The organism is Ruegeria sp. BC6 (assembly GCF_056539185.1).
This window is the reverse complement of the sequence record NZ_JBQFUM010000004.1, coordinates 156,763-177,371: the sequence shown is the minus strand read 5'-3', so window position 1 is coordinate 177,371 and position 20,609 is coordinate 156,763. Positions and strand designations below refer to the sequence as shown.

The window sequence follows — 20,609 nt, the reverse complement described above, 5'->3', positions numbered from 1 at the left end:
GCTTTTTTCCACCCCATTTCCCTCTGAACGCCCCCTCCGTTGACTTTCGTCAAGGAGAAGACGCCCGTCCCGGCGCAGTGTCCGGCCTGCCTCACCAGCAAACGGAGAGTGATCATGTCACTTGGAATCAGCCATTACACCACCGGCCGCGCCTTCAGGGTCGGTCTGGCCATGTTGTTGGGCAGCGTCGCTGCTCCGACATTCGCCGAAGAGCCAACCCTGAGCGACGAGGCCTTCGAGGCTTCGAAACAGCTCTACTTCGAACAATGTGCCGGTTGCCACGGCGTGCTGCGCAAGGGCGCCACCGGCAAGAACCTCGAGCCGCACTGGAAGAAAACCGCAGCCGACGGCACCGTGACCGAAGGCGGCACCCTGCAACTGGGCCAGGAGCGCCTTGAAAAGATCATCGCGTGGGGCACCGAAGGCGGCATGAACAACTTCTCGGACATCATGACCGAGGAGCAGATCCGCGACATGGCGACCTACATCATGATGGACGCGCCCAAGCCGCCGGAAATGTCGCTGGAACAGATGAAGGCGACCCGCAAGGTCTATGTCGAAGAGGCAGACTATCCGACCGAGCCGCTGCACGGTCGCAACTGGGAGAACTTCTTCGTCGTCATCGAACGTGACGTGGGCAAGGTTGCCGTAATCGACGGCGACACCAAAGAGGTACTGACCCACATCCCCACCGGCTATGCCGTGCACGTTCTGAAAGCGTCCGAACACCATAGCCTGACCGAACCGGAACATCCCGGCCGCTTCTGGTACACCATGGGTCGCGACGGCAAGATGACCAAAATCGACCTCTGGCAGACGCCGGACAAGATGTTGGTCTCTGAGGTCAAGATCGCCTATGACGCCCGCGACGTCGCAGTTTCCGGCGATGGCAAATACGTCATCGGTGGTGGTTACTGGCCGCCGCACTTCGCGATCGTTGACGCCAAAACCATGGAGCCGCTCAAGGTCGTTTCGACCCGCGGCGTGAACGTGGACGGCGACTATGTCGAAGAAAGCCGCGTGGCCGCGATCTACACGACACCGAACGAACCGACCTGGATCGTCGCCGTGAAAGAGTTGGGCCAGTTGTGGCAGGTCGATTACACGGACCTCGACAACCTGCGCATCGACAAGATCGACAGCGCCAAGTTCCTGCATGACGGTTTCTTTGACCCGACGGGCCGCTATTTTCAGATCGCCGCGAACGCGTCGAACAAAATGGTGGTCGTCGATACCGAGACCCACAAGCTGGAGGCGATGATCGACACCGCCGCCCTGCCGCACCCCGGACCGGGCGCAAACTGGGTCGATCCGAACTGTGGACCGGTTGCCGGCACGACCCACCTGGGTGTCGGTACCGTGACCGTTTGGGGCAACGACCCCGAAGGCCACCCGGATCAGGCTTGGAAGGTCTGCTACGAAGTAGAGACGGACGGCCCCGGCCTGTTTGTCCGCACCCACCCGAATTCGGACTACATCTGGGCTGACCAGACCAAACACCCCGAGCCGGAAATCCAGCAGTCGGTGCAAGTCATCTCGAAAGAGACCGGCGAGATCGTGAAAACGATCCAGATCACCGAGGACGAAGGCAGTGCCGCCGTTCACTTTGAATTCAATGCCGACGGCACCGAGGTCTGGGTCTCCAAGTGGAACCTGTCGGACTCCAAGGAACCCAACGGTCAGATCGTGATCTTCGACGCCAAGACTCTGGAAGAGATCGGCCGCATCGACGGGCTCTATGCGCCGACCGGCAAGTTCAACGTCTACAACCGCTCGAACCACGTCACCTGACGGGTTGACAGCAAGCACAGGAAAGGGCGGGCCCCTCGCCCGCCCTTTCCACGTTTGTCCGCGGCGCCCTGCCCGGCATCCCAACCGCCATTCCAACAGGCCTGACACCCAAGGCCAGACATGACAGCCAAAACGGAGCCTGGACATGACCCAGTCCGAACCGGAAAAGAAAAAACCGATCTGGCGCCGGTATTTCCTGTGGGGAATGCCCGTGGCCGGCATCGCCGCGGCCTTTGTCGCCGGCATCATCTTCTGGGGCGGGTTCAACACCGCCATGGAAGCCACCAATACCGAGAAATTCTGTGTCTCGTGCCATGAGATGCGCGACTATATCTACACCGAGTACAAGGGCACGATCCATGACGTGAACCGCTCGGGCGTGGGCGCGGTCTGTTCGGACTGCCACGTGCCCAAGGACTGGACACACAAGATCATCCGCAAGATCAAAGCCTCGAGAGAGCTGTACGGCAAGATGGTCGGCTCGATCAGCACGCCCGAGAAATTCGAGGCCAAGCGCATCCATCTGGCCATGAACGAATGGCAGCGGATGAAAAAGACCGACTCGCGCGAGTGCCGCAACTGCCACGATTTCGAGTCGATGATGCCCGAGTTCCAGAAGCCACGCGCGCGGCAGCAGCACCTGAACGCGATGGAGGTGGGCCAGACCTGCATCGACTGCCACAAGGGTATCGCACACTCGAACATCCGTGACCGCGCACCCGAAGATTTTCTGGAAGAGCTCGAAGCCCCGAACCCGGCCTTCGCCCGTCCGATCCCGCCGGAATACCTGGCCAGCCTGGAGCGGATCGAAGCCAAGGAGGCCGCCGAGGCCGAAGCCGAGAAAGCCGCCCGCAAAGCCCAGCAGGAGGCGGTGCAGGCGCAGATCGCTGCAGCGGTCGACACCGCCTTGGCCGAGGAACGCGCCAAGGCCGATGGCACAGCAACCGACGCCGCGGCCTCGGGCGGCAGCGACGTTGGTGGCAACATCGACTGGAACGCCGTGGCCAGCACCGATCTGAAACTGTTCTATCCGGGACAGGCTTCGTTCGAATGGGTGCAGAACGGCAAGACCCACGGTGGCGCACGCCCTCTGACCAAGGGTGGCGACCAGTGCTCGACCTGCCACGCCAAGGAGCTGGACGCGATCGGCAACAAGATCGTCGCTGGCGGTGATCTCGAACCGACCCCCATCCCCGGCAAGCGCGGGGTGATCGACGCTACGGTTCAGGCCGCGCATGACGACGAAAACCTGTATATCCGGCTGCAATGGGCGGATGCGGGCCACAATCCCGCGCCCTTCGTCGACGGCGGCAAGATGGACCCGGACAACCCGATCAAGGTCGCCATGATGATCACCGGCACCGGGATCGAGCTGGGCGAACAGGTGGGGTGCTGGGCCTCGTGCCACGCCGACAACACCTATATGCCCTTTGCGCCCGATGCCGAAACCATCGCCGCCAACACGGACGTGGCCGCTCGCCTGACGGCCAAGGACACCGTCACCAAGTACATCAGCGAAAGCCGCACCGAGGTCGAAGTCAAAGGCCGGCGCGGCAAGCCGCTGGGCGGTTGGGACAAGCTGCAGGCCGAAGAACAGATCGCGCAGTACCTGCAGGACGGCACTTTCCTTGACCTGATGCGCGTCTATGCCGATGGCAGCGCCACCAACGGCTATCTGCTGGAACAGCGCGTGGTCAACGATGGCGAGATCTCGGCCTCGGCCAGCCTGTCGGGCGGCATGTGGACGGTGGTGTTCTCGCGGCCGCTGAACTCGGGCGCACCGGGCGACGTGCCGCTGGAGCCGGGCAAAACCTACACGGTGGGCTTTGCCATCCACGATGACCACTCGGCGGCGCGGTTCCACCACGTCACGCTGAACACCAGCCTCGCGCTGGATGACGACAGCGCCGACATCAACGTGGTCAAACAGTAACGAAAAGGGGCCGGCATTCCGGCCCCTTTTCCACAGCCGAGGAGACACGCGACCATGACCACCAAGCCCCTTCTGACCGCTGTCCTGACCCTAGCGATGGTTCTGCCAGCCCTAGCCGATGAAGCCGACCAGATCTGCGCCGAGGCCGAGGAAAGCTATGTCGAACTCTTCGGCGATCCTTCCGACGCCGTGCTGGATGCCGAGGTGGTGCTGATGTACAAGTACCACTTCTGCCCGGCCCAGATCACGGTCAAGCCCGGCACCACGGTGCGCTGGGTCAACGTGGACAAGCGCACCAGCCATTCGGTGCTTTTGAAGGACGGCAGCCAGCCCGAATCCGACCGCATCTTCCCCGAGGAATCGGTCGAGATGACGTTCCTTGAACCCGGCCCGCAGAACTATCTGTGCGGCCCGCATTGGGAAACGCAGAACATGGTCGGCATGGTCACCGTCGAGCCCTGAACGCAGGCAGACATACAGGCAAACTAAAGGAGCGCGGGCGCAAATCCCGCGCTCCTTAACTTATGTCAAGGAGGCCTCTTTGCGAATGCGCCAGTCTGCGGCCATGACACGCCCGGCCATCCCAGCAACGTCCCGATCCGCCGCTCTGTCCGCGCTCGGAACCGACCGGAACACCCGGGTCCCGATGACATTCAGACCAAGCGAGATTGCACCATGAGCGGTAAGGTTTTTCTGATCGGCGCCGGACCCGGAGACCCCGAATTGATGACCCTGCGCGCCTTGCGCATGCTGCGCGAGGCGGATGTGGTGGTCTACGACCGTCTGGTTTCGGAGGAGATCCTGGCCATGCACGCCCCCGGTGCGCGGCTGATCCCCGTGGGCAAGGCGCCCAAATGCCATACCGTGCCGCAGGACCGGATCAACCAGATCCTGCTGGAACAGGCCCGCGCGGGCTACAGGGTTGCCCGCCTCAAGGGGGGCGATCCGATGATCTTTGGACGCGGCTCGGAAGAGGCGGCGTTTCTGATGGACCATGGCATTGCGGTTGAATACGCGCCCGGCATCACCGCGGCGCAGGGGGCAAGCTGTTCGACCGGCGTGCCGCTGACCCATCGCGGGCTGGCCACCTCGGTTCAATATGTCACCGGCCATCGTCAGGCCGATAAGGTGCTGGACCTCGACTGGAAGCGCCTGGCGGACCCTGACACCACCTTGGTCATCTACATGGGCGTCGCCAATATTGGCCAGATCGCCATGGGCCTGATGACCGAGAACCTGCCGGGAACGACCCCCGTCCTGGCCGTCGGCAAGGCGACAACCCCGGACGAACGCCGCCTTGTCTCGCGTCTGGACCGTGTCGCCGCCGACGTGCGCGCGGCCGGTCTGGCCGCCCCTACCCTGTTCATCATCGGCAAGGTCGTGTCGCTCTATGCCGAACGGCCGGTTGCCGAGTTGCTGGAGCACGCTCATGGCTAGGACTCTGCCCATTGAACCGGCCCGCCGGGACTGGCCCGGGCGCGCGGTGCAGACCGCCGCTGTGCTGGTGGCCACCTCAGCCTTTGCCGCCGACACGCTGGACCCCAACGCGCTGAAGCGTCTGGTGCATCAGGATTGCGGGTCCTGCCACGGCCTGACCCTGAAAGGCGGGCTGGGCCCCGATCTGCGGGCGGGAAACCTGCAGCACTATGACCCCGAAATCCTGACCGGCGTAATCCTGGACGGCATCCCCGACACGGCCATGCCGCCCTGGCGGCCCCTCATCAGCGAGGAAGAGGCCGAATGGATCGCCCGTTATCTGCTGAAACCGGAGGCGCAATGAAACAGTTTGTCCTTGGCCTCGCGGCCTCGTTGCTGATGACCGCAGCCCATGCCGAACCCACCGCCACCGGAGACCTGGGGCTGGTGATCGAACGGGCCACCGGCTCGGTTCTGCTGGTCGATCAGTCCGACCGTGCCGCGCTGGCCCGGATCGAAGGACTGGGCGATCTGTCCCATGCCTCGCTGGTCTATTCGCCCGACGAACGCTTTGCCTATGTCTTCGGGCGCGACGGCGGGCTGACCAAGGTCGATATCGTGACCCGTCAGATCGCCAAGCGCGTCGTGCAGGCCGGCAACGCCATCGGCGGGGCGATCTCTGACGACGGCACGCTGGTGGCGGTGTCGAACTATGAACCCGGCGGGGTGCGCGTCTTTGATGCCAACACACTTGAGATGGTCGCCGATTTCCCCACCGGCAGCAAGACCATCGGCCTGGTCGATGCGCCGGGCCGCCGTTTCGTGTTTACCATGTGGGATACGGGCGAGACCTGGATCGCTGATTTCGCGCGCGGCACCGACCCGCAGATCACCAAGATCACCGACATGGGCAAAAACCCCTATGACGCGCTGATCACCGCAAATGGCCGCACCTACATCACCGGTCTGTTCGGGCAGGACGGGCTGACCGCGCTGGACCTGTGGGCAGACACCCCCGAACCGATCCGGGTGCTGCCCGGCTATGGGCGCGGCCAACAGGAAATGCCCGTCTACAAGATGCCCCATCTGGAAGGCTGGGCTCATACGGGAGAGGAATTCGTATTGCCGGCCGTCGGCCATCACCAGGTGCTTTGGGTCGATGCCGACACACTCACGGAAACCGGGCGCACCCAGACATACGGCCAGCCCGTCTTTGCCATGGCGCGGCCCGACGGCCGGCAGGTCTGGGTCAACTTCGCCCACCCGCTGAACGACACGATCCAGGTGATCGACACGGTCAGCAAACAGGTCATCCACGAGTTCAAACCCGGCCCGGCGGTGTTGCACATGGAGTTCACCCCGCGCGGGCACGAGGTCTGGATCAGCGTGCGCGATGCAAACAGGATCATGGTCTATGACACCCACAGCTTTGAAAAGCTGCGGGAAATTCCGGCCGACAGCCCCTCGGGCATCTTCTTCACCGCGCGTGCGCACAGAACGGGGCTGTAAGCGATGTGCCATATCACCGACCCGATCGACCGCAGGCTGCTGGACGACTGGCAGCGCGATTTTCCCGTTGCCGACCGGCCGTTCCAGGTGCTGGCCGCGGCGCTGGGGCTGGATGAGGCCGAGGTGATCGACCGCCTGTCTCGCATGCGCGCCGCCGGGCGCATCACCCGCGTCGGCGCAACGGTCGCGCCCGGCGTGGCCTCGGCCAGCACGCTGGCCGCCGTTGCCGCACCCGAGGACAAGGTGGAACAGATCGCCGCCCTGATCGACGACGAGCCGGGCGTGAACCACAATTACCAGCGCGAGGATGACTGGAACCTTTGGTTCGTGGCCACCGGCCCCGACCGGGCACATGTGGACGCCACCTTGGCCCGGATCAGCGACCGCACCGGGCTGCGCGTGCTGGACCTGCGTCTGGTCCGCCCGTTCAACGTCGATCTGGGTTTTCGCATGTCCGATTGTTCGCGCCGCGTGCCACGGCCGCGTGCGGTCGACCGGAGCGTTCTGCGGCAAGGCGACCGCGACATCCTGCAGGCGCTCAGCGCGGGGCTGCCGCTGATGGCCGACCCCTATGCGGCGCTGGCCCAATCCCTGAACCGCACTCCTGAGGACGTGATGGATCGCATCCGGGTGTTGCACAGGGCCGGCGTTATCTCGCGCCTGGGGGTCATCGTGCGGCATCGGGCGCTGGGGTGGTCGGCCAACGCCATGGTCGTGTGGGACCTGCCCGCCGACCGGATCGACCACGCAGGCCCCGCACTGGCCGCGCATCCCGGCGTGACACTGTGCTATGAGCGCCAGCCGGTCGAAGGCGTGTGGCCCTATCGGCTCTATTCCATGATCCACGCCCGGTCGCGCTCCGAGGCGCGGGGTATCCTGGCCGGCGCCGCCGCCCTGCCCGAACTGTCGGGCGCCGCGCACAAGGTTCTGTTCTCGACCCGGTGCTTCAAACAGACCGGCGCATTGATCAAACCGAAAGAGGCCGCCGCATGACCCCGCTGGACGACACCGACCGCCGCCTGCTGAACCGATTGCAGGAGGACCTGCCGCTGACCCCCCGCCCCTATGCCGATGTGGCGGCCGAGTTGGGGATCGCCGAGCAGGACCTGCTGGACCGGCTGGCGCGGATGAAGGCCGACCGGGTCATCACCCGGTTCGGCCCGTTCTTCGACGCCGCCGCCATGGGCGGGGATTTCTGCCTGTGCGCCATGGCGGTGCCCGAGGACGAGTTTGAAACCGTCCTGACCAAAGTCAATGCGCACCCCGAGGTGGCGCATAATTATGAGCGTACGCACCGGCTGAACATGTGGTTTGTTCTGGCGACCGAAACGCCCGAGGCGATCACCGCCACGGCCGACGCGATCGAACGCGAGACGGGGATCACGGTTCACCGGTTCCCGAAACTGCAGGAATTTTTCATCGGCTTCCGGGTGGCAGCATGATCGACGCAACCGACAGACGGATCATCGAGGCTCTCCAAGGCGGGCTGCCCCTGGTGCCCGCGCCCTATGCGCAGGTCGCCGACGATCTGGGGATCGAGGAAGCCGCTCTGCTGAACCGGCTGGCCGCGTTGAAGGCGCGCGGGGTGATCCGGCGGATCGCCGCGGCCCCCAACCACTACAAGCTGGGCATGACATCGAACGGCATGACCGTCTGGGACGTGCAGGCCGACCTGATCGGCGAACTCGGCGCCCATATCGGAGCGCTACCCTTCGTCACCCATTGCTACGAACGGCCCCGCGCCCTGCCCGACTGGCCCTACAACCTGTTCGCCATGGTTCATGGCAGCTCGCCCGATGAGGTCGAACAAAAACGCGGCCAGATCGCCGCAATCCTTGGATCGGCCTGCCGGGGCAGCGACATCCTCTATTCCACGCGCATCCTGAAGAAAACCGGGCTGCGCCTGAAAGCGAAAGGCTGAGACCGATGTTCCGCCTGACCGAATACATGCAGCAGCTGGTCAACCCGACGCCGGTGCGCAAACGCCGCCCCGGACCGGTGAAACCGGTGGTGATTTGGAACCTGACCCGGCGCTGCAACCTGAAATGCCGCCATTGCTACACCGTGTCCGCGGATGTGGCCTTCCCGGGCGAACTCAGCCACGAGCAAGCCATGGTCACCCTTGAGGATCTGGGCCAATTTCGCGTCCCGGCCCTGATCCTCTCGGGCGGGGAGCCATTGGACCGGTTCGATTTCTTCGACATCGCCCGGCGGGCGCGTCAGCTGGTACCGATGCTGGCGCTGTCAACCAACGGCACACGGATCCACGACGAAACCGCCGACATGATCGCCGACGTGGGCTTCAACTATGTCGGCATCTCGCTCGACGGGATCGGGGCCACGAATGACTGGTTCCGCGGGGTCGAGGGCGCCTTTGATGACGCCCTGCGCGGTGTGCGCGAATGCAAGAAGCGCGGCATCAAGGTTGGTCTTCGGTTCTGCCTGACCGAAGGCACCCAGCACCACCTGCCCGACCTGCTGAAACTGTGCGACGACGAGGGGGTGGACAAGTTCTATCTCTCGCATCTGGTCTATGCCGGGCGCGGCGACAAGAACCGGGGCGAGGACGCGGAACATCAGCGCACCCGGCAGGGGCTCGACCTGTTGCTGGACCGCGCATGGGAGGCCGCCTCGGGCGGACGCCCACTGGACATCGTGACCGGCAACAACGACGCGGATGCCGGGTATTTCCTGAACTGGGCCGCCGCCCGGTTCGACGCCGACGCCGTCGCGCATGTGCGCGGACACCTGGCCCATTGGGGCGGCAATTCCAGCGGTCTGGGCGTGGCCAATATCGACAATCTTGGCCGCGTCCATCCCGACACCTACTGGTCGGACTACACGGTGGGCAACGTCAAGCTCACTCCGTTTTCCGAGCTGTGGACCGGGGATGACCCGATGCTGGCCCTGCTGCGCACGCGGCCGCGCCCGTTGAAGGGGCGGTGCGGCGCCTGCCGGTTGCAGGATGTCTGCGGCGGCAATACCCGCATCCGGGCCCTGCAACTGACCGGCGACCCGTGGGCCGAAGACCCGGCCTGCTACCTGACCAATGATGAAATCGGCGTGGACGGTGCCGGCGAGCGCCTGCAGGTCACGCCTTTCCGGGGGAAAAGCCATGATCCGGCGCATCAGTTCTTTTAAGGCACTCAAATTCGGTACTTTGTGCTCGGTGTTGCTGGCTGGAACGGCCTGGGCGGATGCTCAATCAGATTACGCCGAGCATTGCGCCAGCTGCCATGGCGAGGCCCGGCTGGGCGGCGTCGGTCCGGCGTTGATCCCCGAAACGCTCAAACGCATGCGCGGCCCCCGCGTGGCCGCCGTCATCGCCGAGGGGCGCCCGGCCACCCAGATGCCCGCCTTCGCGCACGAGCTGGACGCCTTGCAGATCGAGGAACTTGCGGGCTGGCTGAAATCTCCGCTGGAGATCGACCCCCAATGGGATGCCGAACAGATCATGGCCAGCCGCACGCTGGATGCCGATTACGCACCGGTCGATGCGCCGGTTTGGGACAGCGACCCGATGAACATCACGCTGGTGGTGGAAACCGGCGATCACCATGTCAGCGTTCTGGATGGCGACACCTTCGAGGTTCTGGACCGGTTCGAGACCCCCTTTGCCGTGCATGGCGGCCCCAAGTTCAGCCCCGACGGGCGCTATGTGTTCATCATGTCGCGCGATGGCTGGGTGCAGAAATACGACATCTGGGCCCTGAAACAGGTGGGCCGCATCCGCGCCGGCCTGAACAGCCGCAACATCGCCATGTCGGGCGACGGCAAGTGGCTGGCCGTGGCGAACTATCTGCCCAACAGCCTGACCCTGCTGTCGACCGAGGATCTGTCGGTGGCCAAGGTGGTCGAGGTCAAGGGCAAGCAGGGCAAGCCCAGCCGGGTCTCGGCTGTGTACCAGGCCCCGCCGCGCGAAAGCTTCGTGCTGGCGCTCAAGGACGTGCCCGAGATCTGGGAAGTGTTCTATGGCGACAACCCGCCGCAATTCGGGCTGGGCCATGATTTCCGGATCGAGGGGCAGTTCAAGAACCCCGACCCCTTCCCCGTCCGCAAGATCACCACGCCCGACTATCTGGACGATTTCTTTTTCGACCAGAGCTATGAATACGTCATGGGCGCGTCGCGCGATGGCAAGGGCGGTCAGGTGATCGACCTCGTGATCGGGCAGAAAGTGGCGGATCTGGACCTGCCCGGCATGCCGCATCTGGGCTCGGGCATCACCTGGCAGCGCGATGGCACCACGGTGATGGCCACGCCGCACCTGACCGAAGGCACCATCTCGGTCATCGACATGAGCACTTGGGAAACGATCAAGCGGATCGAGACCGAAGGCCCGGGCTTTTTTATGCGCAGCCACGAGAACTCGCCCTATGTCTGGGCCGACGTGTTCTTTGGCCCCAACAAGGATGCGATGCATGTGATCGACAAGCAGAGCCTCGAGATCTTCAAAACCCTGCGGCCCGCGCCGGGCAAGACCGTGGCGCATGTGGAATTCACCCGCGACGGCGCCCATGCGCTGGTGTCGATCTGGGAGGATGACGGCGCGGTGATCGTCTATGACGCGCAGACGCTCGAAGAGATCAAACGCCTGCCGATGCGCAAACCTTCGGGGAAATACAATGTCTGGAACAAGATCACCTTCTCGGAAGGCACCAGCCACTGACGGGCGCTGGCCGGTCTGGAAACTGGCGATTCTGTTGTATCCGGCGACGGCGCTGACCGTCGCCATCAACCTGTTTCTGGCCGGGTTGATCGCCCATGCGCTGGGGTTCGGCGCAGTTACACCGGTGGCCGCGCTGATCTGGTGTGTGCCCCTTGGGGTTCCGGCCAGCTGGCTGGCGGGGCGCTGGGTGCGGCGGCTGATGGATGAGGCCGACGGCTGATCCCGAGCGAACTGCCCAGGGCCGAAGTGCCATTTTTTTGACCACCTGATCGAAGTCAAGTCGTGCCGCCTGCCAATCCCTTACGACTCGGGCAACATCAAATTCGAGTCGGAGTCTCCATGCCCGCCGCCCGCCAAAACCACAGCCTCCCGGTCCGCGCGACACGCGTGGCAGCCGGGCTGGCGGGCATCTTTCTTTTGATGTTGCAGGTGCTTGGGCCAGCGCTGGCGAGTCCCGGCCAAGGTACCTGGATGGAGATCTGCTCGGAGGCAGGAGCGGTTTGGGTTCAGGTGGACCTAGAACAAGACACCGGCGACCCGACCGCGCCCTGCCCGAAATGTGCCGATTGCGCCTTGTGCGCAATTGCGGCGGCGGCACCAGTCCCGGACCTGCCGCAGCTGCAGCAGCCCGGATTTGTACAGATCACACGGTGTAAATTCCCTGATCTGATCGAACCGTACGAGTCCAGACGGCTGTGGCCCGAAACCCGCGGCCCCCCGGCCGCGCCCGAAATCAGAACCGAACGCGCGCCGCGCGCGCCCATGGCGTTAGCCCGAACCGAAGGAGGTGCGCCGTGGTCGTAACACGCGCAGCCCATTTCTTTTTGGCCCTAGTTCTGTCCTGCCTGCTGGCGTTTGACGCGCGGGCCGACAGTCTGTCCAGTTTCCTGCCCGAGATCGAACCCGCCGAACTGTCGCCCGGTGCCGATGCCATTGGTCCGGTACGAGATGACGTGCCGGTGGCCCCGGTGCTGAAAGGCGGCGAAACCATCGCCTGGGCCTTCCTGACATCCGATTTCGTGGGCACCACCGGCTATTCCGGCAAGCCCATCCATGTCGTCGCCGCCATCGACGGTGATGCGGTGCTGACCGGTGTCAAGCTGGTCAAACATTCCGAACCCATCGTTCTGATCGGCATTCCCAATTCGCGCATGGTCGAGCTGACCGAAGGCTATGCCGGGCTGGACCTCAAGCGCGAGGTCGAGACCGGCGGGGAGGGGCATGATCTGGACATCATTTCGGGTGCGACGGTGACGGTGATGGTCATCGACGACAGCGTCGTGCGCGCCGGGATCAAGGTGGCCCGTGCCATGGGTCTGGGTGGGTTGTCCGAGGTGCAGGCCGACGGACCCAAGCGCGAAGTCGACATGGCCAAGGCCGACACCCAAGACTGGGCCACGCTCTCGGGCGACGGCTCGATCCGGCGGCTGACGCTGGACGTGGGTCAGGTCAACGCCGCCTTCGAGGCCACCGGCGACCAGCGCGCGATCAAACGCCCCGAGAAGGGCAACCCCGAAGACACCTTCATCGACATGCATGTGGCGCTGGTCTCGGTGCCTTCGATCGGCAAGTCGCTGCTGGGCGAGGCCGAGTACCAGAACCTGGTCAATTGGCTGGACGAGGGCGAACACGCCATCCTGGTGTTGGGCCGCGGCAAATACAGCTTCAAGGGCTCGGGCTATGTGCGCGGCGGGATCTTCGACCGGATCCAACTGATCCAGGGCGACAATTCGGTGCGGTTCTTCGACCGTCAGCATCGCCGCCTGGGCACGGTGGCCGCCGAGGACGCGCCCAGCTTTACCGAACTGGACATCTTCAAGATCCCTGCCGATGCCGAGTTCGACCCGACCGAGCCGTTCCGCCTGCAACTGCTGGTGCAGCGGGCCATCGGCGCGGTGGAAAAGACCTTCCTGACCTTCGATCTGGGCTACAAGCTGCCCGAACAGTACCTGTTGCCGGTTGCGCCCGCGCCCAAGGTCGTGGACGATGCCACCGGCGAGGCCGCCGCCAAGTCGGCCCTGTGGCAGCGCATCTGGAAAGACCGCCAGGTCGAGATCGCCGTGCTGGGCGCCATGCTTCTGGTGCTGACGGCCACCTTCTTCTTCCAGTTCCACGCCACGATGAACGCACGGGTCTTCTACTGGTTCCGCATCGGGTTCCTGACGATGACGCTGTTCTTCATCGGCTGGTACGCCAACGCGCAGCTGAGCGTGGTGAACATCATGGCGCTGGCCGGCAGCCTGCGCAGCGGTTTCACCTGGGATGCCTTCCTGCTGGACCCACTGGTGTTCATCCAATGGTTCGCCGTGGCCGCCGCGCTGCTGTTCTGGGGGCGCGGAGCCTATTGCGGCTGGCTGTGCCCCTTCGGTGCCCTGCAAGAGCTGACCAACAAGATCGCCCGCGCGTTGAAAGTGCCGCAATGGACCCTGCCCTGGGGCCTGAACGAGCGCCTGTGGCCGATCAAGTACATGATTTTCCTTGCGCTGTTCGGCCTGAGCATGGTGTCGATCCCTCTGGCCGAGAAATACGCCGAGGTCGAGCCGTTCAAGACCGCGATCATTCTGAAATTCATGCGCGACTGGCCTTTCGTGGTCTTTGCGGTGGGTCTGCTGGTGATCGGTCTGTTCATCGAACGGTTCTATTGCCGCTATCTGTGCCCGCTGGGTGCGGCGCTGGCGATCCCCGCCCGTATCCGCATGTTCGACTGGCTGCGCCGCTACAAGGATTGCGGCAACCCCTGTCAGACCTGCGCCAACGAATGCCCCGTTCAGGCCATCCACCCCACCGGTGAGATCAACCCGAACGAGTGCGTCACCTGCCTGCATTGTCAGGTGCTCTACCAGTCCGAGAGCAAATGTCCCGTCGTCATCCGCCAGCTGAAACGGCGGGCCAAGACCGGGTCGGTCAAACTCAAGACCCCCCTCGGACAACCACCGGCGAACCATCCGAACGCCAAACCGCAAACCGTTTCCTAAAAGGAGGAACGATCATGTCGGATCATGACACCAAACTGAACATCACCCGCCGCGGGTTGCTGGGGGCCTCGGCCACCGGGGCCGTGCTGGCCGGAACCGGGCTGGGCGTTGGCGGCACGCTGATGACCGCCAAGCAGGCCAGCGCCGCCGCGAAGGTCGAACTGGCCCCCGGCGAGCTGGACGAATATTACGGCTTCTGGTCCTCGGGCCAGACCGGCGAGCTGCGCATCATGGGCTTCCCGTCCATGCGCGAGCTGATGCGCGTGCCGGTGTTCAACCGCTGCTCAGCCACCGGTTGGGGCCAGACCAACGAGTCGCTGAAGATCCTGACCGAGGGCCTGCTGCCGGAAACCAAGGAGTTCCTGGCCAAGCGCGGCATGAAAACCTATGACAACGGCGACCTGCACCACCCGCACATGTCGTTCACCGACGGCACCTATGACGGCCGCTATCTGTTCATGAACGACAAGGCCAACACGCGCGTGGCCCGCGTGCGCTGCGACGTGATGAAATGCGACAAGATCATCGAGATCCCCAACGCCAAGGCGATCCACGGTCTGCGCCCGCAGAAATTCCCGCGCACCGGCTATGTCTTTGCCAATGGCGAGGACGAAACCCCGCTGATCAACGACGGCAGCGTGCTGGACGATCCGTCGCAATACGTCAACATCTTCACCGCCATCGACGGTGACACGATGGAGATCGCCTGGCAGGTGATGGTGTCGGGCAACCTCGACAACACCGATTGCGACTATCAGGGCAAATACGCCTTCTCGACCTCGTACAACTCGGAAATGGGCATGAACCTGGCCGAGATGACCGAGAGCGAGATGGACCACGTGGTCGTCTTCAACCTCAAGGAAATCGAGGCCGGCATCGCCGCGGGCGACTATCAGGAGATCAAGGGCGTCAAGGTTCTGGACGGGCGCAAGGGGTCGAACAAGAAATACACCCGCTACATCCCGATCCCGAACTCGCCGCACGGCATCAACACCGCGCCCGACGGCAAACACGTCTGCATCAACGGCAAGCTGTCGCCGACCGTGTCGATCATGGACGTGACCAAGCTGGACGCGCTGTTCGAAAGCGACGCCGATCCGCGGTCGTGCATCGTGGGCGAGCCGCAGCTGGGCCTTGGCCCGCTTCACACCGCCTATGACGGTCAGGGCAACGCCTTCACCACGCTGTTCCTGGACAGCCAGATCGTCAAATGGAACATTGACAAAGCCATCCGCGCCTACAATGGCGAGGACGTGGACCCGATCATCTCGAAGGTCGACGTGCACTATCAGCCAGGCCACAACTCGACCTCGATGGGTGAAACCAAAGACGCGGACGGCAAGTGGCTGATATCGATGAACAAGTTCTCGAAAGACCGGTTCCTGAACACCGGTCCGCTCAAGCCCGAGAACGAGCAGGTGATCGACATCTCGACCGACGAGATGAAGGTTGTTCATGACGGCCCGACCTTCGCCGAGCCGCATGACTCGATCATCGTGCGCCGCGACATTGTCAACCCGGTCAACGTCTGGGACCGCAACGACCCGACCTGGGAAGATGCGCGCAAGCAGGCCGAGGCCGATGGTGTCGATCTGGAAGAAGGTGCCGAAGAGCCCATCCGCGACGGCAACAAGGTGCGGGTCTACATGGTCTCGCAGGCCCCGACCTTCAGCCTCGAGAAGTTCACCGTCAAACAGGGCGACGAGGTCACGATCTACGTCACCAACCTGGATGACGTGGACGATGTGACCCACGGCTTCTGCCTGGGCAACTACGGCATCGCCTTCGAGGTCGCGCCGCAGGCCACCGCATCGATCACCTTCACCGCCGACCGTCCGGGCGTGCACTGGTTCTACTGCCAGTGGTTCTGCCACGCGCTGCACATGGAAATGCGCGGCCGGATGCTGGTCGAACCGCAGGGAGCCTGACCCATGCGCTGGCCCCTGCTCATCCCGCTTCTGTTCGGCTCGCCGCTTTGGGCGGCGGACTGGGACGTGCCCAACCGGGCGGGGGCCATCACCGAGACACTGGCGCAGGCGGCGGATGGAGACACCCTCCGCCTGAGCCCCGGCGTCTATGCCGAACGCCTGGTTCTGGACCGGCCCTTCACCATCGACGGGCAGGGCCAGGCCACCATCGACGGTCAGGGCACCGGCAGCGTCATCACCGTGACCGGGCCCGACGTCACCCTGCGCGGCCTGACCGTGATCGGGTCGGGATCGGACCATGGTGAGATCGACAGCGGCATCCAGCTGACCAAGACGGCCCGCGCCGCCGTGGTGGAAAACAACGTGCTGCTGGGCAATCTCTATGGCATAGACATCCACGGCGCCGATGACAGCATCGTGCGCGGCAACCGGATCGAGGGCCGGCAGGACCGCCGGATGAACGACCGCGGCAACGGGGTCTATGTCTGGAACGCGCCCGGCGCTGTGGTCGAAGGCAATGACATCCGCTTTGGCCGCGACGGGATCTTCGTGAACTCGTCCAAGCAGAACACCTTCACCGGCAACACCTTCCGCGATCTGCGCTTTGCCGTGCACTACATGTATGCCGACGATTCCATCGTCAGCGACAATGTCTCGATCGGCAACGATCTGGGCTATGCGGTGATGTTCACCTCGAACGTGCAGGTGATCAACAACGTCTCGGTCGGCGACCGCGAACACGGGGTCATGCTGAACTATGCCAATGACAGCGTGATCTCGGGCAACGTGGTGAAAGGCGCCAAGGAGAAGTGCACCTTTCTGTACAATTCCAACAAGAACGAATTCACCGACAACTGGTTCGAAGGCTGCGGTATCGGGATCCATTTCACCGCCGGCAGCGAACGCAACCGGATCGTCGGCAACGCCTTTGTCGGCAACCGGACACAGGTGAAATACGTCTCGACCAAATGGGTCGAGTGGTCGGAAGACGGCCGCGGCAACTACTGGTCCGATTTTGCCGCCTATGACGTGAACGGCGACGGCATCGCCGACGCCCCCTATCGCCCCAACGATAGCATGGACCATGTGCTGTGGACCCAACCCGCAGCCAAGCTGCTGCTCGGCTCGCCCGCCGTGCAGCTGGTGCGCTGGTCGCAATCGGCCTTTCCCGCGCTGCTGCCGGGCGGCGTGATCGACAGCCACCCCTTGATGCAAGCCCCTCAACCCCCAGCCATGAAAAAGGTGCCTCATGACGGATAAGGCCCTGACCATCGAAACGGTCTGCAAGGATCGCGGCAAGATCCGCGTTCTGAGCGATATCTCCCTGACGCTCGAGCCCGGCCAGCGCGTGGCGCTGCTGGGCCACAACGGCGCCGGAAAATCCACCCTGATCAAGTCGATCCTGGGTCTGACGCCCATCCAGGCCGGCACGATCCGCATCGGCACCGCCGCCCCCGGCAGCGCGCAGGCGCGCCGCGACACGGCCTATCTGCCCGAGGCGGTCTCGTTCCACCCGGCCCTGACCGGGCGCGAGCAGCTGACCCTGTTTGCCAAGCTGTCAGGCACAAAAGCCGACGTGCCCGCCCTGCTGGACCGTGTCGGGCTGGGCGATGCGATGGACCGCCGGATCGGTGCCTATTCCAAAGGGATGCGGCAGCGGCTGGGCCTTGCGCAGGTGCTGCTGGGTCAGCCGAAACTGGCGCTGCTGGACGAACCCACCTCGGGGTTGGACCCGATCTCGCGCCAGGACCTGTACGCCATCATCGACGAGTTGGCCGCGCAGGGCACCGCGGTGCTGATCGCCAGCCATGCCCTGACCGAGGTCGAGGCCCGCACCGACCGCATCGCCATCATGCGCAAGGGCCGGATGGTGGCCGATGACACGCTGGCCAACCTGTCGGCGCTGGCCGGGTTGCCGATCCGTCTGCGGGTCCGCGCGCGTGCCAATGCCGACGCGCTGGCCGCCGAACTGGGCGGCAACCGGATCAACGGCGCCTCGGTCGAATTGCTGTGTTCGCCCGCCGACAAGATGCAGGCGCTGCGCCGCATCGCCGGTCTGGGTGATGCGGTGGCCGACGTGGAAATGACCCCGCCCAAGCTGGAAGACCTCTATCGCCACTATGCTCAGGAGGCGCTGCAATGACCCGTTTCCTTGCCATAACCCGCACCGAGATGCTGATCCTGCGCCGCAACCGCTGGCTGCTGGTGGCGACGCTGATCATGGTTCTGTTCGCACTGGCGCTGACCTTTGCCGGCAGCGCGCCCACCGGCACGCTGGGGGTCGACATGCTGACGGTGTCGGTCGCCTCGATGACCACGCTGTCGGTGTATCTGGCACCGCTCCTGGCGCTGATGATTTCCTTTGACGCCATCGCCGGTGACGTGGACCGGGGCAGCCTGTCGCTGCTGCTGTCCTATCCGGCGGGGCGGGGCGAGATCCTGCTGGGCAAATTCACCGCCCACCTGGCGGCGCTGGCCTTCGCCATGATCGTCGGTTTCGGCACTGCCGGGGCGGTCGCCGCGTGGTTCGGCGGCGCGGGCGCGGACAGCCTGTTCGCGCTTGGCCGGCTGATCGTCACCTCGATCCTACTGGGCGCCGTGTTTCTGGCGCTGGGATACCTGCTGTCCGCCCTGGCGAGGGGCGCAACGGCGGCGGCAGGTCTGTCGGCCGGGCTCTGGCTGGTCTTCGTCGTCCTCTATGATCTTGGGCTGTTGGGAGCCGTCGTCATGGACAAGGGCGGCGTCTTCACCCAATCCGTCTTTCCCTGGGTGATGGTGGCCAACCCGGCCGACGCTTTCCGTCTGTGGAACATCGCCGCGACCGAGGGCGTGGCGATGGCGTCCGGCATGACCGGCGCGGCGCAGGCCCTGCCCGTCTGGGCGGCGCCCGCCTCGCTGCTGATCTGGCCGGTTCTGGGCTTTGCCCTAGCCCGGTTGGCGTTCCGGAGGGTGGAGCCATGACCCGCCTTGCCCTGATCGCGCTGATCGCGCTGGCAGCCTGCAAGGAAGAACAGGCCGCCGCCCTGCCGGATCCGGTCGATCTGACCGAAACCGCGCTCAGCTATTTCTGCCAGATGAACGTGGCCGAACACGGCGGGCCCAAGGGGCAGATCCATCTGGAGGGCTATCCCGCGCCGCTGTTCTTTGCCCAGGTGCGCGACATGGTGGCCTATCTCAAAAGTCCCGAACGGGATGCCGAGATCACCGCGGTCTATGTCAGCGACATGGGCGCGGCCCCCAGCTGGAACGAGCCAGGCATCTCGAACTGGATCGCCGCCGATCAGGCCACCTTCGTGGTGGGCGCCGGCGTGGCCGGCGGCATGGGCGCGCCCGAGATCGTGCCCTTTGCAACGCCGGGCGCCGCCGCGCGGTTCATCGAAACCTATGGCGGCACCGCCCTGCCCCTGACCGACATTCCCGACGAAGCCGCTTTGGGGCCCGTCGATCTGACGCAATCCCTGGAGACACCCGCATGACCACCCTGTCCCGCCGCCGTTTCCTGACCATCTCGGCCGCCTGCGCCGCCTTGCCGACCGTGGCGCGCGCCGCACCGGTGGCCGGCTGGCGCGGCACCGCGCTGGGGGCACCCGCCAGCCTGCAGCTGGTCGGGCTGAGTGACGCGCAGGCCGCGCCGATCATCGCCGCGCTCGAGGCCGAACTGGACCGGTTGGAGAATATCTTCAGCCTGTACCGCCCGGATTCGCAGCTGAGCCGCCTGAACCGTGACGGCACCCTGCCCGCCCCGGCGCCGGAGCTGCTGCAGGTGCTGACCCAAAGCGCCGCCCTGCACGACGCAACCGGCGGTGCGTTCGACCCGACCGTTCAACCGCTGTGGATGGCGCTGGCGACCGGCGCGACGGATGCCGAAGCGGCGCAGGCCCGGGCGCTGGTCGGCTGGCAGGAGGTTTCGGTCTCGGCCGACGGCATCCGCCTGCCCCATCCGGGCCGTTCGGCGCTGACGCTGAATGGCATCGCGCAGGGCGCCGTGACCGACCGGATCGCGGCGCTGCTGCGGGCGCAGGGGCTGACCGATGTGCTGGTCGACATGGGCGAGATAGCCGCCATCGGCACCCGCGCCGACGGGTCGGACTGGCGCGTCGGTCTGGCCGGCCCCGAGGGCGTGACCCGGCGCATCGAACTGCGCGACCGGGCGGTGGCGACCTCGGCCCCTGATGCGACACAGCTGGCCGGGCGTCATGGCCACATTCTGGGCCCGCAGGGTCAGCCGGTCCGGCATCGGGCGGTTTCGGTCTCGGCCCCGGACGCGGCGCTGGCCGACGGGCTTTCGACCGCGCTGTGCCTGCTGCCCGCCGACCGGATCGCGCCGGTTCTGCAACGCTTCCCCGAGGCCCGGCTCGAGATGCTGATCTGACCGGAATGACCGTCCC

Annotated in this window: 20 protein-coding genes; all 20 read left to right on the top strand. The window is 64.8% G+C overall.

Going from position 1 to position 20,609, the window contains the following annotated elements:
- Window positions 1-114: 114 nt before the first annotated feature.
- The gene (locus ACR0MM_RS13475; protein ID WP_093963191.1) at window positions 115-1,791 is read left to right on the top strand and encodes a cytochrome D1 domain-containing protein; all 1,677 of its coding nucleotides are present in this window, start codon (window positions 115-117) and stop codon (window positions 1,789-1,791) included.
- 145 nt (window positions 1,792-1,936) lie between these two features.
- Window positions 1,937-3,724 (top strand): NapC/NirT family cytochrome c, encoded by a 1,788-nt coding sequence (locus ACR0MM_RS13470; protein WP_480696700.1) that lies wholly within the window; start codon window positions 1,937-1,939, stop codon window positions 3,722-3,724.
- 54 nt (window positions 3,725-3,778) lie between these two features.
- Window positions 3,779-4,186: a cupredoxin domain-containing protein gene (locus tag ACR0MM_RS13465; RefSeq protein WP_170359694.1), complete on the top strand. Its 408-nt coding sequence runs from the start codon at window positions 3,779-3,781 to the stop codon at window positions 4,184-4,186.
- 213 nt (window positions 4,187-4,399) lie between these two features.
- Window positions 4,400-5,161 (top strand): uroporphyrinogen-III C-methyltransferase, encoded by a 762-nt coding sequence (cobA, locus tag ACR0MM_RS13460; protein ID WP_170341148.1) that lies wholly within the window; start codon window positions 4,400-4,402, stop codon window positions 5,159-5,161.
- On the top strand, window positions 5,154-5,504 hold the full coding sequence (locus tag ACR0MM_RS13455) for a c-type cytochrome (protein ID WP_480696698.1): 351 nt from the start codon (window positions 5,154-5,156) through the stop codon (window positions 5,502-5,504). Before cobA ends, ACR0MM_RS13455 begins: the two co-directional genes overlap by 8 nt.
- The gene (locus ACR0MM_RS13450) at window positions 5,501-6,649 is read left to right on the top strand and encodes a cytochrome D1 domain-containing protein (protein WP_480696696.1); all 1,149 of its coding nucleotides are present in this window, start codon (window positions 5,501-5,503) and stop codon (window positions 6,647-6,649) included. Before ACR0MM_RS13455 ends, ACR0MM_RS13450 begins: the two co-directional genes overlap by 4 nt.
- A gap of 3 nt (window positions 6,650-6,652) precedes the next feature.
- Window positions 6,653-7,642 (top strand): siroheme decarboxylase subunit beta, encoded by a 990-nt coding sequence (ahbB, locus tag ACR0MM_RS13445; protein WP_480696694.1) that lies wholly within the window; start codon window positions 6,653-6,655, stop codon window positions 7,640-7,642.
- The gene (locus tag ACR0MM_RS13440; protein WP_480696692.1) at window positions 7,639-8,091 is read left to right on the top strand and encodes an Lrp/AsnC family transcriptional regulator; all 453 of its coding nucleotides are present in this window, start codon (window positions 7,639-7,641) and stop codon (window positions 8,089-8,091) included. The genes ahbB (ACR0MM_RS13445) and ACR0MM_RS13440 overlap by 4 nt, the downstream gene beginning before the upstream one ends.
- Entirely contained in the window at window positions 8,088-8,570 is a 483-nt protein-coding gene (gene ahbB / locus ACR0MM_RS13435) for a siroheme decarboxylase subunit beta (RefSeq protein WP_480696690.1), read from the top strand. The genes ACR0MM_RS13440 and ahbB (ACR0MM_RS13435) overlap by 4 nt, the downstream gene beginning before the upstream one ends.
- Window positions 8,571-8,575: 5 nt before the next feature.
- Window positions 8,576-9,790 carry a heme d1 biosynthesis radical SAM protein NirJ gene (gene nirJ, locus ACR0MM_RS13430; RefSeq protein ID WP_480696688.1) on the top strand — a complete coding sequence of 405 codons (1,215 nt, stop codon included), beginning with the start codon at window positions 8,576-8,578 and terminating at the stop codon, window positions 9,788-9,790.
- A complete protein-coding gene (locus tag ACR0MM_RS13425) occupies window positions 9,765-11,318 on the top strand; it encodes a nitrite reductase (RefSeq protein WP_170391600.1) in 1,554 nt (517 codons plus the stop codon). The genes nirJ and ACR0MM_RS13425 overlap by 26 nt, the downstream gene beginning before the upstream one ends.
- Window positions 11,275-11,538 (top strand): hypothetical protein, encoded by a 264-nt coding sequence (locus ACR0MM_RS13420; protein ID WP_093963201.1) that lies wholly within the window; start codon window positions 11,275-11,277, stop codon window positions 11,536-11,538. Before ACR0MM_RS13425 ends, ACR0MM_RS13420 begins: the two co-directional genes overlap by 44 nt.
- 119 nt (window positions 11,539-11,657) lie before the next feature.
- Window positions 11,658-12,122 (top strand): DUF2946 family protein, encoded by a 465-nt coding sequence (locus ACR0MM_RS13415; RefSeq protein WP_480696686.1) that lies wholly within the window; start codon window positions 11,658-11,660, stop codon window positions 12,120-12,122.
- Window positions 12,113-14,293, top strand: a complete 2,181-nt coding sequence (locus ACR0MM_RS13410; protein ID WP_480696684.1) for a 4Fe-4S binding protein — start codon at window positions 12,113-12,115, stop codon at window positions 14,291-14,293. Before ACR0MM_RS13415 ends, ACR0MM_RS13410 begins: the two co-directional genes overlap by 10 nt.
- Window positions 14,294-14,307: 14 nt before the next feature.
- Complete coding sequence (gene nosZ, locus ACR0MM_RS13405; RefSeq protein WP_170439455.1) at window positions 14,308-16,221, top strand: TAT-dependent nitrous-oxide reductase; 1,914 nt, start codon at window positions 14,308-14,310, stop codon at window positions 16,219-16,221.
- A 3-nt stretch (window positions 16,222-16,224) separates the two neighbouring features.
- Window positions 16,225-17,481, top strand: a complete 1,257-nt coding sequence (locus ACR0MM_RS13400; protein WP_480696682.1) for a nitrous oxide reductase family maturation protein NosD — start codon at window positions 16,225-16,227, stop codon at window positions 17,479-17,481.
- The gene (locus tag ACR0MM_RS13395; protein WP_480696680.1) at window positions 17,471-18,364 is read left to right on the top strand and encodes an ABC transporter ATP-binding protein; all 894 of its coding nucleotides are present in this window, start codon (window positions 17,471-17,473) and stop codon (window positions 18,362-18,364) included. Before ACR0MM_RS13400 ends, ACR0MM_RS13395 begins: the two co-directional genes overlap by 11 nt.
- Window positions 18,361-19,182, top strand: coding sequence for an ABC transporter permease (locus ACR0MM_RS13390; protein WP_480696678.1), 822 nt, complete (start codon window positions 18,361-18,363; stop codon window positions 19,180-19,182). The genes ACR0MM_RS13395 and ACR0MM_RS13390 overlap by 4 nt, the downstream gene beginning before the upstream one ends.
- Window positions 19,179-19,697: a nitrous oxide reductase accessory protein NosL gene (locus ACR0MM_RS13385; RefSeq protein ID WP_480696676.1), complete on the top strand. Its 519-nt coding sequence runs from the start codon at window positions 19,179-19,181 to the stop codon at window positions 19,695-19,697. Before ACR0MM_RS13390 ends, ACR0MM_RS13385 begins: the two co-directional genes overlap by 4 nt.
- Window positions 19,694-20,593 (top strand): FAD:protein FMN transferase, encoded by a 900-nt coding sequence (locus ACR0MM_RS13380; protein ID WP_480696674.1) that lies wholly within the window; start codon window positions 19,694-19,696, stop codon window positions 20,591-20,593. The genes ACR0MM_RS13385 and ACR0MM_RS13380 overlap by 4 nt, the downstream gene beginning before the upstream one ends.
- The last annotated feature ends 16 nt before the right edge of the window (window positions 20,594-20,609 follow it).

Excerpts from the sequence above, each read along its gene's own strand:
- ACR0MM_RS13440 (WP_480696692.1), top strand. The coding sequence starts at position 7,639 with ATGACCCCGCTGGACGACACCGACCGCCGCCTGCTGAACCGATTGCAG.
- ACR0MM_RS13425 (WP_170391600.1), top strand. The coding sequence starts at position 9,765 with ATGATCCGGCGCATCAGTTCTTTTAAGGCACTCAAATTCGGTACTTTG.
- ACR0MM_RS13415 (WP_480696686.1), top strand. The coding sequence starts at position 11,658 with ATGCCCGCCGCCCGCCAAAACCACAGCCTCCCGGTCCGCGCGACACGC.
- ACR0MM_RS13400 (WP_480696682.1), top strand. The coding sequence starts at position 16,225 with ATGCGCTGGCCCCTGCTCATCCCGCTTCTGTTCGGCTCGCCGCTTTGG.
- ahbB (WP_480696690.1), top strand. The coding sequence starts at position 8,088 with ATGATCGACGCAACCGACAGACGGATCATCGAGGCTCTCCAAGGCGGG.
- ACR0MM_RS13380 (WP_480696674.1), top strand. The coding sequence starts at position 19,694 with ATGACCACCCTGTCCCGCCGCCGTTTCCTGACCATCTCGGCCGCCTGC.
- ahbB (WP_480696694.1), top strand. The coding sequence starts at position 6,653 with ATGTGCCATATCACCGACCCGATCGACCGCAGGCTGCTGGACGACTGG.
- ACR0MM_RS13450 (WP_480696696.1), top strand. The coding sequence starts at position 5,501 with ATGAAACAGTTTGTCCTTGGCCTCGCGGCCTCGTTGCTGATGACCGCA.
- ACR0MM_RS13475 (WP_093963191.1), top strand. The coding sequence starts at position 115 with ATGTCACTTGGAATCAGCCATTACACCACCGGCCGCGCCTTCAGGGTC.
- ACR0MM_RS13455 (WP_480696698.1), top strand. The coding sequence starts at position 5,154 with ATGGCTAGGACTCTGCCCATTGAACCGGCCCGCCGGGACTGGCCCGGG.
- ACR0MM_RS13395 (WP_480696680.1), top strand. The coding sequence starts at position 17,471 with ATGACGGATAAGGCCCTGACCATCGAAACGGTCTGCAAGGATCGCGGC.
- ACR0MM_RS13470 (WP_480696700.1), top strand. The coding sequence starts at position 1,937 with ATGACCCAGTCCGAACCGGAAAAGAAAAAACCGATCTGGCGCCGGTAT.
- nirJ (WP_480696688.1), top strand. The coding sequence starts at position 8,576 with ATGTTCCGCCTGACCGAATACATGCAGCAGCTGGTCAACCCGACGCCG.
- cobA (WP_170341148.1), top strand. The coding sequence starts at position 4,400 with ATGAGCGGTAAGGTTTTTCTGATCGGCGCCGGACCCGGAGACCCCGAA.
- ACR0MM_RS13390 (WP_480696678.1), top strand. The coding sequence starts at position 18,361 with ATGACCCGTTTCCTTGCCATAACCCGCACCGAGATGCTGATCCTGCGC.
- ACR0MM_RS13420 (WP_093963201.1), top strand. The coding sequence starts at position 11,275 with ATGTCTGGAACAAGATCACCTTCTCGGAAGGCACCAGCCACTGACGGG.
- nosZ (WP_170439455.1), top strand. The coding sequence starts at position 14,308 with ATGTCGGATCATGACACCAAACTGAACATCACCCGCCGCGGGTTGCTG.
- ACR0MM_RS13385 (WP_480696676.1), top strand. The coding sequence starts at position 19,179 with ATGACCCGCCTTGCCCTGATCGCGCTGATCGCGCTGGCAGCCTGCAAG.
- ACR0MM_RS13465 (WP_170359694.1), top strand. The coding sequence starts at position 3,779 with ATGACCACCAAGCCCCTTCTGACCGCTGTCCTGACCCTAGCGATGGTT.